Annotated in this window: 12 protein-coding genes and 1 pseudogene; 11 read left to right on the plus strand and 2 right to left on the minus strand. The window is 47.8% G+C overall.

From position 1 onward, the window contains the following. Window positions 1-91 precede the first annotated feature (91 nt). On the plus strand, window positions 92-2,338 hold the full coding sequence (locus tag QZZ36_RS08950) for a glycosyl hydrolase (RefSeq protein ID WP_295080246.1): 2,247 nt from the start codon (window positions 92-94) through the stop codon (window positions 2,336-2,338). A 47-nt stretch (window positions 2,339-2,385) separates the two neighbouring features. Here QZZ36_RS08950 and QZZ36_RS08955 read toward each other — a convergent pair whose 3' ends face one another. Next, window positions 2,386-2,982, minus strand: a complete 597-nt coding sequence (locus tag QZZ36_RS08955) for a cytidylate kinase-like family protein (RefSeq protein ID WP_295080249.1) — start codon at window positions 2,980-2,982, stop codon at window positions 2,386-2,388. A 237-nt stretch (window positions 2,983-3,219) separates the two neighbouring features. After that, window positions 3,220-4,572 carry an SLC13 family permease gene (locus QZZ36_RS08960; RefSeq protein ID WP_295080252.1) on the minus strand — a complete coding sequence of 451 codons (1,353 nt, stop codon included), beginning with the start codon at window positions 4,570-4,572 and terminating at the stop codon, window positions 3,220-3,222. 357 nt (window positions 4,573-4,929) lie between these two features. Here QZZ36_RS08960 and QZZ36_RS08965 point away from each other — a divergent pair, with 357 nt between their 5' ends. From QZZ36_RS08965 to QZZ36_RS12955, 10 genes and pseudogenes are all read left to right on the plus strand, one after another. Next, window positions 4,930-5,868, plus strand: coding sequence for a calcium/sodium antiporter (locus tag QZZ36_RS08965; protein WP_295080256.1), 939 nt, complete (start codon window positions 4,930-4,932; stop codon window positions 5,866-5,868). 13 nt (window positions 5,869-5,881) lie between these two features. After that, complete coding sequence (locus tag QZZ36_RS08970) at window positions 5,882-6,241, plus strand: zinc ribbon domain-containing protein (protein WP_295080259.1); 360 nt, start codon at window positions 5,882-5,884, stop codon at window positions 6,239-6,241. Window positions 6,242-6,772: 531 nt separating this feature from the next. After that, window positions 6,773-9,946, plus strand: a complete 3,174-nt coding sequence (locus QZZ36_RS08975; protein WP_295080263.1) for a hypothetical protein — start codon at window positions 6,773-6,775, stop codon at window positions 9,944-9,946. 206 nt (window positions 9,947-10,152) lie between these two features. Continuing rightward, window positions 10,153-10,521, plus strand: a complete 369-nt coding sequence (locus QZZ36_RS08980) for a hypothetical protein (protein ID WP_295080266.1) — start codon at window positions 10,153-10,155, stop codon at window positions 10,519-10,521. A gap of 25 nt (window positions 10,522-10,546) precedes the next feature. Further along, window positions 10,547-11,281, plus strand: coding sequence for a hypothetical protein (locus tag QZZ36_RS08985; protein ID WP_295080269.1), 735 nt, complete (start codon window positions 10,547-10,549; stop codon window positions 11,279-11,281). Between the two features lie 5 nt (window positions 11,282-11,286). Next, window positions 11,287-11,547 carry a PqqD family protein gene (locus tag QZZ36_RS08990; protein ID WP_295080272.1) on the plus strand — a complete coding sequence of 87 codons (261 nt, stop codon included), beginning with the start codon at window positions 11,287-11,289 and terminating at the stop codon, window positions 11,545-11,547. Next, the gene (locus QZZ36_RS08995) at window positions 11,547-11,972 is read left to right on the plus strand and encodes a S24/S26 family peptidase (protein WP_295080274.1); all 426 of its coding nucleotides are present in this window, start codon (window positions 11,547-11,549) and stop codon (window positions 11,970-11,972) included. The genes QZZ36_RS08990 and QZZ36_RS08995 overlap by 1 nt, the downstream gene beginning before the upstream one ends. Further along, entirely contained in the window at window positions 11,969-13,681 is a 1,713-nt protein-coding gene (locus QZZ36_RS09000; protein WP_295080276.1) for an ABC transporter ATP-binding protein, read from the plus strand. Before QZZ36_RS08995 ends, QZZ36_RS09000 begins: the two co-directional genes overlap by 4 nt. A 354-nt stretch (window positions 13,682-14,035) precedes the next feature. After that, complete coding sequence (locus tag QZZ36_RS09005; RefSeq protein ID WP_295080278.1) at window positions 14,036-14,590, plus strand: PglB; 555 nt, start codon at window positions 14,036-14,038, stop codon at window positions 14,588-14,590. A gap of 327 nt (window positions 14,591-14,917) precedes the next feature. Continuing rightward, a pseudogene (locus tag QZZ36_RS12955) lies at window positions 14,918-15,511 on the plus strand (sugar transferase); the annotation flags it as partial. Window positions 15,512-15,568 lie beyond the last annotated feature (57 nt).

A 15,568-nucleotide genomic window follows, 5' to 3' on the forward strand; every position in this document is an offset into this window, starting at 1 on the left:
TGTTCTTGATTTTTAGTGAAATATTAAGTATAATTAAATCAATAGATCTTTCAAACTGATTTTTCCACTACTTTCAGGAGGATATTAAAATATGGGAACAATAGTGTTCAGAAAAGCAGGAGCTGCTGCAATGGCAGCAGCTGTCATGCTGAACTGTGCCGTTTACAGTACAGCGGCTGTAACGGCGGCAGGCGAACCGCTGAAGTTCGAGTTCGAGGACGCTGAGATAACCGGTGACGTTACAGTGGAGAAGGACTCGAATGCAAGCGGCGGTTCCGCGCTGAAAATGACAGACAGCGGAACCATAACGCTGAATGTGACTGTAGAGGAGGGCGGTCCTTACAAGCTGACCTTCTATGCTTTCGGAATAGGTACCGACAAACAGCAGAACCTGACCGTGAACGGCTCCTCACAGGGAGCTGTAGGAATACCTCAGGGTGACGATTATCAGGCTGTGGAGCTCACTGCCATACCTCTCAAGGCAGGCAGCAATTCTATAGTTATCGAAAAGTCATGGGGCTGGTCACAGTTTGACTATCTCACGGCTGAGCCTATGTCGGGAGCCAAGATCGAAGCAAAGCAGACAACGCTCTGCGATCAGCTCGCTACAGTCGAGACCCAGAGCCTTATGGCTTATCTTGCCGAGAATTACGGCAAGCACATAATCTCCGGTCAGCAGGAGATCTACAGCGGCGGCCCTCACGGACTTGAAACGGAATTTGAGTACCTGAAGGACACCACAGGTCACTATCCCGCTATACGCGGCTTTGATTACGGCAATTTCTGCTGTCCTCTCTATGGCAGTGACGACGGTTCCACCGACCGTATCATCGACTGGGTAAAGAACAAGGGTGGTATCGCTACCGCTTCCTATCATATCAACGTGCCGAAGGATTTCGCAAACTATACCATAGGCACGAAAATGGACTGGTCTTTATCGACCTATACCGCAAAGGACACAGATTTTTCACCCTCAAAGGCTGCAACGGCAGGTACAAAGGAAAACGAGTATTACCTCTCTACCCTTAAAACTCTCGCAAAGGAGTTCAACAAGCTGGAGGCTGAGGGTATTCCCGTTATATGGAGACCTCTCCACGAAGCCGAAGGCGGCGGCGGTGAGAACGGTTCATGGTTCTGGTGGGGCAGGGAAGGCTCCGCAGCTTACAAAAAGCTTTGGATATACACCTACGAAACTCTCACCAGCGAGCTGAACTGCCACAACCTTATCTGGGAGTGGAACAGCTATAACTTCGCGACCTCAAAGGACTGGTATCCCGGCGACGCTTATGTTGATATCATAGGCTACGACAAGTACAGCTGCACGGACTGGTCAACAGGAAGCGCAAGGTACTACCACAATGACAGTCCCTTCTCCTCAGTATTCTATGGTATAATGGAGAAGTACGACAGTGCAAAGATGATATCCCTCGCCGAGAACGACTGCTTCTCGACGCCGGATAAAATGCAGGAGGAAAAAGCAGGCTGGCTCTACTTCTGTACATGGTACGACGGCGGAAGTGACAATAACAACTTCCTGTCCGATCCTACCTTCAATACAAAGGAAGACACTATCGCTATGTATCAGAGCGATTACTGCATAACACTTGACGAGCTCCCGAAGGATCTCTACAAGAAGGACGGCGTTACTCCCCCCGACCCGTCCAAAACCACGACCAGCACCACAACGACTACGGTCACTACTACTTCCGATCCGAACGCAACTACGACTACAACAGCGTACAAGTTTAAGATACAGAAGAAGTCGGTGACTATTCCGGACAAGCCGCAGCTTGCTGTCGGCAAGGAAATGCAGATAGAAATCACAGGCGCTCCGGACGCTTCTATCGGCGGTGCTGTCGGCTTCGGAACGACTGCTGACGACTGGAAGAACATCGAGTGGAAGGGAAATGCAGACAAGGACGGCAAGCTCACCGTTCATGTTTCTCTCAATGAAATGTCCGATACCTTCAAGACCTGCGAGGTGCAGGTATGGTGGTCGAACGTATGGAACGCCGCAACTGAAAAGGCAGTGGATCAGCCCTATACCATCGACAGCTGTGAAGTGCATTACCTCATGGGCGGAGCTCTTGAGCCTCCGAAGTACGGCGACGCGAACTGCGACGATACAATAGATATGAGTGACGCGGTGCTTATAATGCAGGCGCTTGCAAATCCGAACAAGTACGGCATCAACGGCACGGACGAGCGCCATATCACAGAGGATGGCGTGGAACTTGCAGACGTTGACAGGACAACCGAGGGACTGACCGTCAATGACGCTCTCATGATACAGGAGTTTCTGCTCAATAAGATAACAACACTTAATCCTAATGTATAAAAGGAAAGCTGCACTTTTTAAGTGCAGCTTTTTATTTGCAATGACGTTTATTCTCCGGATATCCTTGCCTTTACATAGCTTTCGAGCATATCCACAGTCCTGTTTATACCGAGACGGGAGCTGTTGATACTGAGGTCGTACAGTCTGGAATCGCCCCAGTGTCCCTCACAGTGATAGTTGTGGTAGCGCTTTCTCTTGCGGTCCTTCTTGTCTATGAGTGCCTTAGCCTTGTCTTCAGTGAGGTCATAGACGTTCATGACACGCTTTACCTTTTCACTCATGTCGCCCAGTATGAACAGCGAAACAAGGCACTTGAAATCGCGGAGCTTTGTTTCCGAGCAGCGTCCCACAACGACGAAGGACTCGCCGCTTGCAGCCTTTTCTCTCAGAAAATTGAACTGCATCTCAGCGATATTGTCTTCGATTGAGTTGCTGAAGCCGTTGACTCTGCGCGAGAGAAGGTGGTTCTTGGGTTTTTCGTTGTACTTTTCAATCTCTTCCGGAGTAAGACCGGTCTTTGCGGCGATCTCCGTAATGAGGTGACGGTCGTATAACGGGATGTTGAACCGCTTGGCGAGCTCCTCGGCGATAAATCTTCCGCCGCTTCCGAATTCACGGCCTACTGAAATGATGAACTGTGACATGAGTATTCCTCCTTTTTATAATATCCTGTTGATTATTTGGGTAAATAACTTTTTTGGCGGTCGGGAATTGCGGGGCGTTTGCGTAATTGTCCGGAACCACAAATACAAATTCTGTCAAGACCGCCATATATGGCGCTTGTCTTGGTCTTGACCGGATTTGGATTTGTGGTATAATAAGCAATTGCGAACGCTTCATGCACAATAAACCATCAAAAAATTATATATCCGTTTATTTTATCAAAGATATCTTACGAAAAGATATACCGTTGATATACCGAGAACTATAACTGTTGCGGGAGCAAGGCGTCTGCAGTATCTGCCCCAGCCGATAGGATAGCCGTTTTTCTGAGCTACAGATGTACCTACGACATTAGCGGAAGCTCCTATAGGAGTAGCGCTGCCGCCGATATCCGTACCCATAGCCAGCGCCCATGCGAGAGTTGAGATAGGAACTCCCGAAGTCTCCGCAAGGCTCTGTATGATAGGCACCATTGTCGCGGCAAATGGGATATTGTCCACGAAAGCGCTGGCGATAGCTGATACCCAGAGTATGATAGCAATCATGAGCATTACGTTTCCGCCGCTGATATTGCCGATGAAGTCTGCGATCTTTTTAAGTATGCCTGTTTCTTCAAGTCCGCTGACAACGATGAAAAGACCGATGAAGAACAGGAGGGTCTTGTAGTCGACCTTTTTAATTAGCTCCTTTGCGTGCTTTCCAAAGGCGATAAGGGTTATCGCAGCTATGAAAAGACCGATAGAAGCTACAGTCAGATGAGTTGTGGAATGAGTTACAAGGAGAATTACAGCAAGTCCGAAAATAATACAGCTTATAATGAAGTCTCTCTTGTTTGTGATAGCCTCTGAAGGCTCCGGGAACTTGCTCATATCCACCGGCTCGTTCTTTCCGTTTGTTATTTCCTTGCGGAATGCGAAATACAGGAAGATAACTGACACAAGCAGTGATATTCCCGCACATAGACCTGTGTTTGAGAGGAAATCGAAGAATGAGAAGCCCAGTGACGTACCGATTATGATGTTCGGGGGGTCTCCGCACATTGTTGCCGAACCGCCTAAGTTCGCGCAGAATATCTCAGAGAGTATCATAGGTACGGGATTGAATTTGAGAAGAGATGCGAGCTCGATCGTAACGGCTGCAAGGAACATGATAACGGTGATACTGTCAATGAACATTGAGAGTACAGCCGCCATTATCATGAAAGTGATGAATATGGGAACTGTCTTACACTTTACAAGGTAAGCGATCTTCATGCAGAGCCAGCGGAAAAAGCCTGCCTTAGCCATTCCCTCTACCATGACCATCATGCCTGCGATGAATAATATCGTCGCCCAGTTTATGCCCTTGCTCTCGCTTTCCGTGACCTGATACCAGAACTCTTTGGTAGCAAAGCCCTTCAGTGCGAGGGTATCCATTATTGCGGTACCGCTGTGCATACAAATACCGAATACGACAACGAGAGTGAGCAGTCCGCTGCCGAGTGTGACGTAGTGCCGTTCGATCTTGTCGAGAACTATCATAATGAACATTCCGACAAAGATGACAACGGCAAAGATCTGTGCTGCTGACATATTTACCTCCGGAAAAACGGCGGTGCCTGCCGCCGTGATAAGATCCCTGCATATGCAGGAAGATAAGCACGCATCAGCGTGCGGTTGAACGTGTCCTGCGTTAAATCAATCAACAGGAATTATAGCATAATTGAAACGCTAATTCAAGACAATTTTTGTTTTTTTTGGTATAAAGTTGAATTTTGGGAAAAACAGCTCTCATTTGTCAAATATGCCGGGTATTTTTGGTGAGAGTGTCGAGAGGTCTTGCAAAGCGTCATAATATGTGGTATAATAATATAAGCGGTTGCGGAGCAGAAGAGCCTGTTTCACGTTCTTTTGAACCGCACATTTGAGACCGCTGTTAGGAGAAGGATAATGCTGAAATATATACTGCTTGTGGGCGGATTTGTACTGCTCATAAAGGGAGCCGACTTCTTTGTTGACGGAAGCTCGGCTGTCGCAAAGAGACTTAAAGTCCCTTCACTTATTATAGGCATGACGATAGTTGCCATGGGGACAAGCCTTCCTGAGACATCAGTCAGCGTAAGTGCTTCGGTGCTCGGAAAGAACGACCTTGCAATAAGCAATGCCGTGGGGTCGAATATATTCAACCTCATGGTGGTCTGCGGAGTCTGTGCGGTGCTGTGTCCTATGGTGATAGGAAAGGAAACTCTTAAAAAGGATCTGCCTTTTTCGGTGATAGTTGCAGGAGTTCTTCTCGCTCTCGGTTCGTTCACGGGAGTTGTGGAAAGGTGGGGCGGTATCGTACTGCTGATGCTTTTTGCTTTTTTCCTGTACATGATGATAAGCTCGGCAAAAAAAGCCCGTGACGCCGGAAACAGTACCGACGAGGACGAGTATAAGATAATGCCGGTATGGCAGTGCTTGCTCTTTATAACCGGCGGCGGAGCTGCGATAGCAGCCGGCGGAAAAATGGTAGTCGAGGGAGCTTCGGATATTGCCCGTGCATTCGGAATGTCCGACAACCTTATCGGAATGACGATAGTCGCTCTCGGAACAAGTCTCCCGGAGCTCGTGACATCGATTGTTGCAGCACGTAAGGGAGAGGTGGATATGGCGCTGGGAAATGTCGTCGGCTCGAATATATTCAATATACTTTTCGTGCTCGGTATCGCAGCTACTATATCGCCTGTCGCTTTCACCATGAAGAATACTGTGGATACGCTGGCCCTTATAGCCATGAGTCTTCTCGTCCTTATGCTCTGCGCTCCGAAAAAGAAGCTGGTGCGCTGGCACGGAGCTCTCATGCTGGCGATATATGCGGGGTATACGACTTACTTGTTCATGAGATAAAGGAGGAAGAGCTATGCAGTGTACACAATGCGGTTCACAGGTAGGAGAAGGGGAGCGCTTCTGTCCTATCTGCCACGCTCCTGTTCCTAAGCTGTACAGGAATTCCCAGTTCCACGGACTTGTACCTCCGCAGAGCGGCGGTCAGGGCGAGCCCCCCGCAGATAACAGACCTGCCGAGGACGGCCTTGTCATACTCTCGGTGCTGATACCGTTTTTAGGACTTATAATCGGCGCAATCTGTCTCGGCGGCACTGAAAAAAGAGCCGGCAGGACCTATATACTGCTTTCAGTGGTAAATCTCGCTTTGTGCGCAGGACTCATTATTCTGTTCGTTGTTCTTCCGCTGATCGTATTCAGCGGAGGCGTAAAGTAAGACGTCAGGACAGCGGCTGAAATGTTAAATCAATACCGGCAGTTTGTTGATTGATCTGCCGGTATTTCTATGAATATTAACGTATAATCGGCTGTAATATTGAATGTAAAAATTACCCGTTGTACACATCGACGGTAAACTGTGTGTAAAAACATTGGTAAATTATACTAAGCTACAAGAATTATGAATATTTTGTGAACTATGTCATTTACACAATGACTTTTTTTTTATAATGTGGTATAATAACATCAATTTTGAATTACATTACAGTATTGATCTTATATTAAAATGGGTAAAGTTTTTTGACATAATTGTATAACTTTTTTAAGTTGCAATATACAAGCATGGCTGGAATTTGACCCATTTTTGTGTTTATATAAAAAATATGGCTGCTTCTGTCCGTTTTCCCTTGACGGACAAGAACCATATGCGCAGTACGTTACTTTCTCAGAATAAACAGGATAAAGCTGGGTTTGGACAGATTATTTCCTTATGGAAAAACGTATCAATATTACTATGGGAGGATTTTTAATGAAAAACATGAGAAAAAATGCTGCAAAGAGAATAATTGCAAGCGCTCTTTCAGTGATCTCTGCAGCTGCCTGCTCTGTTCCTGCAGGTACAGTTTTTTTTGCTGCAAATACAGCACTTGTCGCAAACGCTTCCTGCGACGTTGAAAATGCGATCAACTGCAGAGGAATAGTAAGAAATAATACGGCCGGTCTGATCAACTTCTATTACGACGGCGAAGTTGATCCCTTTGTGCTGTATCCCGGAGAAGAGAGCAAGCTCAACGGCGAGATCGTAAAAATAGCCGGCGATGATGAGCTCGTTTTCCCTGAGGAGTGGGGCGATGTTTCCGAAGTTACCTCGATGGTATTCAGAAACAACAGATATGTGTATACCTTCAGCAACGAAAAGTACAACGACAATGAATACTTTTACCACACCGTCGGAACATTCAGGAGCAGAAACGAAGCCGTGGACAATGGCGACGGCACACATTCGGAGGAATCTGTTCAGAGCACGGCTCATACCATCACAAAGGTTTCCGACTGTGATATAAGCGTAAAGGAAAACGGTGCGTACAAGTTCGTTTATAACGAGAACAGCGGCTTATGGATAAACGACAACCGTCAGTGCGACAACACAGAGGCTTCAACTACATGGAACGTCACTGTTCCTTCAGGAAAGAATACCTATCTCCAGTTTATTTTATCGTCAGAGGGCCGCTGCGACAATCTCACCATCATGGTGGACGGAAGAGTGAAATATACCACCAGCGCAAAGGGTACAGGCGGTTTCGTAAGGATACCCGCCGGAAAGCATACAGTTACCGCTGTCTATGCAAAGGATGAGAGCGTGGCTGAGGGCTATGACTCAGCGTACCTCAGATTCGCAGACAGCTGTGATAAGTGCGGCTTTGCGGATTCAAAGAACATCATCTTCTTTGACAACAGCATTTATGACTACGCTGTGGAAGGCGGAGAGAGAAACACCGACAAGCTCCTTGGCGGAGAATCCAAGACGGGCTACTGGACAGGCAGAAAGTTCACCATATATTCAAATACGCTCATGACTGTCGTTGATGCTGCCACATACAGAAACAGACCTGACGGTCTGACAGTAAAAAGGGAATTCGATAAGGATTCAAAGTTTACATACAATAACAGGGGCTACAAGTATAAGATGGAAATAGATATCGCTCCCGAAGTGTGCGGAATCTATGATATTGAGGTCGACGATACAAGAATGGAGCTCGTACCCAAAAAGGATTTCTATTACGACAGTAAGATAGAGCTCAGTGATTTCGATGTAAAACTGTCCGACTGCTATGACGATTACTATCAGTCACAGTTTAAGGAAGCTTATGAAAATCAGAATCCCAAGACCTTTTTCTGGATCGAAAACGGCGACACGAACCCCCGTACAGTTGATCTCAGACTTCAGATATACAGATTCCTCGGTGACAAGCAGAGTATGTTACGTACGATCGGTGTTACATGGGTCGGAGATAAAGAGGAAGTCTACGGAATTGCTGATATAATCATAAAGGAACGTGAGGTCGATGTAACTCCTCAGGTACACGATATAGAGTACGGACAGGCTTCATACCCGATCACCTATACCCTCGAAGCCATGAACGGCGACAGAGGTGTTGTTGAGAAGGATATGCCTATCTATGCGACAGCTTTTGAGGAATGCAACCTCATATATGTGAACGAGAACGGAACTGAGTTTACAGGCAGCAAGCCTGAGCCGGGCGTTTATATTCCCCGCTGGAGAGGCTCCTCATACATGGGAACATACCACTTCAATATTGCTGAGGACGCTGCTGCAATAAATGTCACAAAGCCGCTTTCAGGCTGCAAGCTTACTGTGGCTAAGGACAGCGCCGACTATGACGGCGAACGCTGGTACAGACCTTCTGTTTCACTGTATGACAGCGAACTGAAGAAGGAGCTCGTTGAGGGCAGGGATTTCGAGACAGTCCTTGAGGGCGAGGATAACCCTGAGGGCGGTATGACCCTTCACATAAACGGTATCGGCGCATACAGGGGCTCGCTGGAGCAGAAGTGGGATTTCAGCAAGAAGCCCGGTTACATGAATGTACTGAATTCAACAAAGACATATGACGGAAAAGATATTTCCGATATGTTTGAGGTATACGAGCCTGACAAGTGCGTGATAAAGTATTACTCCGGAGATAAGCTCCTCAGCGGCGCTCCTTCCGCAGCAGGCGTTTATGACGTAAAGGTATCGCTGAAGTCTGACAGCGAAGGCAAGCAGATCTCAGGCTGCACTCTCACTGTTGAAAAGACAGAGGAAGAGACTGCAAAGGCAGTTATTGAAACAGTATCCGTTACATTCGGCGGCAGCCTCGGACTGAATTATTATATCACACTCAGTGACGATATAAAGAACGACGAAGGCGCTTATGCTGAATATACCATAAACGGCAATACAAAGAGACAGCTCGTTTCTGATACAGCTGTTGTAAACGGAAAGAACAAGTTTACCTGCCCTGTTTACGCTACCCAGACAGACGACAATATCAACTTCCGTATTTACAGCGGAAACGGCGAGCTTTATACTCTCCTTTCAAACAAGGGCGCTGACCTCACCGCAGACGGTTTCGATTACAGTGTCGGCAGATACATGAACGTAACAAAGAACAGCACAGACGCAAAGATGGCTGCTCTTGCCTCTGCTTCCATCGACTACGGCGCAGCTGCAAAGAATTATTTTGACAGCTCCGCAAACAAGACAGTAAGCAGCGACGTTACCTCACTGAGCGCAGACGTGTTTGCTCCGTACATGGCATCACAGTCAGGCACGAAGCCTTCCGGCATTGAGGGTATTACACTTTCAGTAGTATTCGACGCTGACAATTCGCTCAGATTATACTACAAATACGCAGACGGAGCAGACCCTTCAAAGTATACATACTTCATTGACAGCGAGAAGGCTGAGCTCCGGAAGAATGAAAAGGGATATTATCTTGAAGTTAAGAATATAGCAGCTGATAAGCTTGGTAAAGCTCATACATTCACGGTTCAGGATAGTACCGATACATATACTGTATCAGCAAGCGTTCTTTCGTACGCAGGTTCAATAGTTAAGATCAACGATACAAAAACACAGAATCTTGCAAAGGCATTATATCTTTATAATGAGAAAGCTATCGCTTACGCTGCCAAGTAATATTTGAAAGAAGGTGTAACGAATGGAAAAGTATATCGAGCCGGTTCTTGATGTTGTAGAATTCGACGCGGAAGATGTTATCACTGACAGCCCTCCTGAGGGAAAGCAGGTTGATCCTTTCGCTGGTTAATATTACAGATTAATTGTACAAAGAGGCACCATTCCTGAGGGAGCGGTGCTTCTTTAGTAAAAGAGGTCATTCAGTAATGAAAAGATCATTGATCGCCGCAGCTGTTCTGACATTGCTTCTGACCGGCTGCGATACGGGAAAGAATAATCCTGCGGATAACGGCAGCGAAGCTGTTACGGAAAGCGTGACCGCTGCGCAGACCACTGAAACGTCTGCGGCAGCTGTGAGCAGCACCGCTGTTTCAGCGACAGTAGCAGGCACGACGGTCACGACTACGGCTGCAAAGGAAGAGGTCACTGAGACCACATCAGTAACACTTCCTGAAAACACCTCTGTCGTATATCAGGAGACTGAGGAGGCAGTATCAGCTCCTGAGACCGACGCAAGCGCTGAAAACAGCAGCGACGGCTCTCCGGAGGGAGAACTGCTGGATCCGTTTGAATAATGATAGATGCTTATGGAGCGAAAAAATGTTTAGAGGGATATATAAGATCGCAGACAAGGTCATCGAGGTCAATTCGTTATATGAAGACGTCCATGACTACTGCAAAGATTATGCGTCCGCTGAAACGCCTGATTTTTCGGTCAGCATAACGCAGGCGGATATTGATTTTGAATATCAGCGCGAGCTGAGATGTGCGAAAGCCGAGGGAAGGGAACCTCTGAACTCGTCTGACGGATACCGTGAGGAGCTTGCGGTATACCGTAAGATAGCGGAAAAGATGCCGGATTATGATACAGTGCTGTTTCACGGCTCTGCTGTTGCGGTGGAGGGACAGTGCTTCCTGTTCACGGCAAAGTCAGGTACCGGCAAGTCAACTCATACAAGGCTTTGGCGCGAGTATTTCGGCGGCAGGGCTGTGATGGTGAACGACGACAAGCCGCTGATAAGGATAACAGAGAGCGGAGCGGTCGTATACGGTACGCCCTATGACGGAAAGCACAGGCTCAGCTGCAATATATCAGTGCCGCTGAAGGCGCTGTGCATACTTATCCGGGGCGAAAAGAACAGGATAGTCAGGATAACAAAATCAGAGGCTTATGCAATGCTGCTGCAGCAGGTGTACCGCCCGCAGAGCACTGTACAGATGGCAAAGACTCTGAGACTTATTGACCTGCTTGCCGAAAAGACAGGTCTTTACAGGTTGGAATGCAATATGGATATAGAAGCGGCTGAGGTCGCATATAATGGAATGAAAGGGTGAACTCAATGAAGCTCAACAAAGGATTTATAGCACATGACGACGGAAACGAGAAGCTTCTCGTCTCCACCGGCGCGTCAAAGTTTTCGGGACTTGTGAGAAGCAACGAAACAGCAGGCTTCATAATCAGCTGCCTTGAAAGTGAAACAACGGAAGCTGAAATAGTTGAAAAAATGCAGAAAAAGTATGACGGTCCTAAAGATGAGATGGAGCGCGATGTGAAGAATATAATCGCTCAGCTCAGAAAAATAGGGGCAATTGACGACTGATGGGCAAGGCACAGCTTGAGCAGCTTGAACAGCACGGCAGCTACCTGAGCGTACCGAGCGGGATAAGTATGCGCCCGATGATACGCGGCGGACGTGACGCTGTACTGATAAAAAAGCTGACGAAAAAGCCGGAGAGATATGACCTTGTGATGTATGTCCGTCCGGGGCTGCAGGGCGTTATCCACCGTGTTGTGGGTTTCAGGGACGGAAAATACATCATTGTGGGCGACAACTGCTGGCAGTATGAACGTGTTGAGCCCGAACATATAAAGGGTATCGTTACCGAGTTCTGCCGCAAGGGAAAGTGGCACAGTACCGATGAAAAGCTGTACCTGTTATATGTTCATATGTGGGTAGACTTTCTGTTCATCAAGCGGCCGCTGTTCTATGTCCGCGACAAACTTAAAAGGTTAATGAGACGATGAAAAAGAATGCGGTTAAATGGCTTTATACAGTGACCGGACGAAAAAAATGGGATATATTCTGGCTCATGGCGATAAATGCAGTCCACGGAGCAAGCGGCGTACTGTACGCACTGTTTCTGCGCAATATCGTTGACTGCGCAACTGCGGGGAACAGAAGCGGTTTCTGGTCAAATGTGGCTCTGCTGCTTCTGCTGGTTCTTGCGCAGGTGGCGATGAGGGCAGTGATACGCTGGCTTGAGGAGTACCTGCGCTCGTCGCTGGAAAATCTCTTCAAAAAGCGTCTCCTTGACAATATACTGAGAAAGGACTTCGGCACTGTCAGCGCGGTACATTCCGGTGAATGGCTGAACCGCCTCACCAATGACGCTGTTGTCGTATCCCAGAACTGCGTTGAGATACTTCCGGGACTTGCAGGTATGATAGTCAAGCTGGTCAGTGCCATCGCCATGATGGTATTCCTTGATTACCGCATAACGCTTGTGCTTCTGCCTGTGGGTATCGTACTTGTTTTTGCCACCTACGGCTTCCGAAAAATGCTTAAAAGGCTCCACAAGAACATACAGGAGAAGGACGGAAAGCTCCGTGTGTTCCTGCAGGAACGCCTCGGCAGCATGATGATGATACGCTCCTTCGCGGCGGAGGAACAGACCATGCGTGAAGCGGACGAAAAAATGTCTGATCACAAGAAAGCCCGCATGAAGCGCATACGTTTCTCGAATCTCTGCAATATAGGCTTTCAGGCGGGAATGCAGGGAATGTATGCCGGCGGCATAATATACTGCGGATACGGTATACTTACGGGAGCCATAAGCTATGGTACTCTTACCGCCATAACACAGCTCATCTCACAGATACAGTCTCCTTTTGCGAATATCACGGGCTATCTTCCGAGATTCTATGCCATGACCGCAAGTGCGGAGAGACTTATGGAGATAGAGGAGTTTGAAAACGATTCCGAAGATGTACCGATGGATACCGAAGAGATCCTCGGTTACTACCGCAGCAGCTTTTCGGCTTTCGGACTTGATGATGCGGAGTTCGCGTATTATCCTTCCGGCGACAGTGTCAGAAGAATAAGCAAGGACGCTATGCCGGTAGTGCTGAAGAACATAAGCCTGGAAATAAAAAAGGGACAGTATGTTGCGTTTACAGGTCACAGCGGCTGCGGAAAATCCACGGTACTGAAGCTGCTGATGTGTATATACAGGCTGGACGGCGGAATGAGGTATATTACCGATAATACAGGGAATACAGAGGAGCTTTCGGCAAGGTTCCACCGTCTGTTCGCATATGTGCCGCAGGGCAATCAGCTTATGAGCGGTACGATACGGGAGGTCGTATGCTTTGCGGACAGGTCAGGGCTGCATGATGATGAGCGTATAAACAATGCGCTTGAAATAGCCTGCGCTCTGGATTTCGTCAGGGAGCTCGACGATGGCGCCGATACACTTCTCGGTGAGCGCGGAACTGGTCTCTCCGAGGGTCAGATGCAGAGGATAGCCATTGCAAGGGCGGTTTACTCAAAGTGTCCGGTGCTGCTTCTTGACGAAGCCACCAGCGCCCTTGATGAAGCGACTGAGCGCAATGTGCTGGAAAATCTGAAGAATATGACGGATAAGACGGTAGTTATAGTGACTCACCGTCCTGCCGCGCTGGAAATATGCGACAGGATACTGCAATTTACGGAAAACGGCGTTAAAGAGCGGTAGAGCGTGTTTTCAGAAGCAGAATGCAAAATATAAAAGCTGCGGTATTTTGCTGCAGCTTTTATAATGGTCAGCTGCCGGAAAACAGCAGCCGGAGCAGGCCTTTTCCTGTAAAAAAGCACGAAAAATGCAAATATGATAAGATTAATGAAGAAAAGGCAATTTTTACCTTGACATCGTATACGCCTTGAATGTATAATTAAAAGGTATGGTGTGCTGAGATAAGGACGTTTTACCGTATTATCCGGCGTTCAGACATACCGTGTCCGGCAGGTCGGGAAATGACGGACGAAAGAGTTTTTTCATGCATAACAAATGAGGTCGGCTGATATGAGTATCTTCCGGGAGGAGACTTATATGAGCTTACCGACCGTGCAGGGAAGCACGGTGAATAAGCGTAACAAAGGGGAGATAGGTATGTGCAGGCTTTTGATCCTGGGTGCAGGGCAGTACGGTATGGTAGCGGGAGAAATAGCTGGATCAATGGGAATATTTGAGAGCATAGCTTTTCTTGACGATAATAATCCCGCAGCTGTGGGAAAGCTGTTTGAATATGAGAAGTTCAGGCGGGAATACGGCTGTGCGGTGGCAGCTATAGGCAGCTTTGAACTTCGTATGCAGCTTATCGGAAAACTCGCAGAGGCAGGCTTTGAAGTCCCTGTGCTTATACATAAAACCGCGTATGTTTCACCTTCTGCCGTTATAGGCATGGGTTCATTCATAGAGCCAATGACGGTGGTGCATACAGACGCGAAGGTCGGAAATGGCTGTATAATATCATCAGGTACGGTCATAAATCACAATGCCGTTGTAGGTGACGGCTGCCACCTGAACTGCTGTACTGTTGTAAAATCGTCAGCGGAAGTCCCGGCAGGCACGGTCTCTGATTACGGTCAGATATTAGGCATATAACTGAAAAGACATATATACGATAATATTCATTTGGGGGTCAAGGAGTTGGAAATGGATAGGAAAAAGAAACTGAAAACGGCGGCGAAGATCACGGGAGCTGCGTTAGGCACAGCTTTTCTTGTAATGCGTCATATTGCGAAAAAACAGTATCCGCATTCGGTGTATGACGATCAGCCGGACGAGAAGAATCCTATGAAGGGAAAGAAGGTCGTTTTTGTCGAGGACGTGAACGATAAGGTCAATGCGGACGGAATGAGGGGACACCTTGAAGCGGTCGGTCTCACGGAACACGTTCCCACGTTCTATGAGCAGTATGTAAAACGCGGAATGGACATGGCACTCTCTTTCTGCGGTCTTGCGGTGCTGGCGCCGGTATATGCGGCAACAGCGCTGGCGATAAAGTCTGACGATCCCGGTCCTGTTATATTCAGGCAGAAGCGTGTGGCTCAGGACAAGGGATATTTCCAGCTGATGAAGTTCCGTTCGATGTCGGTGAATACGCCTAAGGACGTCCCGACTCATATGCTGAAGGACGGCGGTATCACAAAGGTCGGAGCGTTTATAAGAAAGACCTCAATAGACGAACTGCCGCAGCTCTGGAACATCTTCCTCGGAAATATGAGCGTGATAGGTCCGCGCCCCGCACTATGGAATCAGGACTATCTTACCGCTGAACGCGACAAGTACGGAGCAAACGACATCAAGCCCGGACTTACCGGACTTGCTCAGATAAGCGGCAGAGATGAGCTTGAGATACCCGACAAGGCAAAGCTTGACGGCGATTATGCCGCAGCTCTCAGCAAAAGCAGCATGAGCGGCTTCATTATGGACGCGAAGGTGTTCTTTGGCTCGGTTTCTTCTGTACTCAGGAGAAAGGGCATTGTTGAAGGAGGTACGGGAGCAATGACTGAGAAAAAAGCGGTCGCCGTTAATACTGACAGCACTGAGGAATTTGACATTTCTCAAAGAAAGCATACC

The sequence above is a fragment of the Ruminococcus sp. genome, assembly GCF_016287535.1.
Lineage (GTDB): Bacteria > Bacillota > Clostridia > Oscillospirales > Ruminococcaceae > Ruminococcus.

Excerpts from the sequence above, each read along its gene's own strand:
- QZZ36_RS08950 (WP_295080246.1), top strand. The coding sequence starts at position 92 with ATGGGAACAATAGTGTTCAGAAAAGCAGGAGCTGCTGCAATGGCAGCA.
- QZZ36_RS08955 (WP_295080249.1), bottom strand. The coding sequence starts at position 2,982 with ATGTCACAGTTCATCATTTCAGTAGGCCGTGAATTCGGAAGCGGCGGA.
- QZZ36_RS08960 (WP_295080252.1), bottom strand. The coding sequence starts at position 4,572 with ATGTCAGCAGCACAGATCTTTGCCGTTGTCATCTTTGTCGGAATGTTC.
- QZZ36_RS08965 (WP_295080256.1), top strand. The coding sequence starts at position 4,930 with ATGCTGAAATATATACTGCTTGTGGGCGGATTTGTACTGCTCATAAAG.
- QZZ36_RS08970 (WP_295080259.1), top strand. The coding sequence starts at position 5,882 with ATGCAGTGTACACAATGCGGTTCACAGGTAGGAGAAGGGGAGCGCTTC.
- QZZ36_RS08975 (WP_295080263.1), top strand. The coding sequence starts at position 6,773 with ATGAAAAACATGAGAAAAAATGCTGCAAAGAGAATAATTGCAAGCGCT.
- QZZ36_RS08980 (WP_295080266.1), top strand. The coding sequence starts at position 10,153 with ATGAAAAGATCATTGATCGCCGCAGCTGTTCTGACATTGCTTCTGACC.
- QZZ36_RS08985 (WP_295080269.1), top strand. The coding sequence starts at position 10,547 with ATGTTTAGAGGGATATATAAGATCGCAGACAAGGTCATCGAGGTCAAT.
- QZZ36_RS08990 (WP_295080272.1), top strand. The coding sequence starts at position 11,287 with ATGAAGCTCAACAAAGGATTTATAGCACATGACGACGGAAACGAGAAG.
- QZZ36_RS08995 (WP_295080274.1), top strand. The coding sequence starts at position 11,547 with ATGGGCAAGGCACAGCTTGAGCAGCTTGAACAGCACGGCAGCTACCTG.
- QZZ36_RS09000 (WP_295080276.1), top strand. The coding sequence starts at position 11,969 with ATGAAAAAGAATGCGGTTAAATGGCTTTATACAGTGACCGGACGAAAA.
- QZZ36_RS09005 (WP_295080278.1), top strand. The coding sequence starts at position 14,036 with ATGAGCTTACCGACCGTGCAGGGAAGCACGGTGAATAAGCGTAACAAA.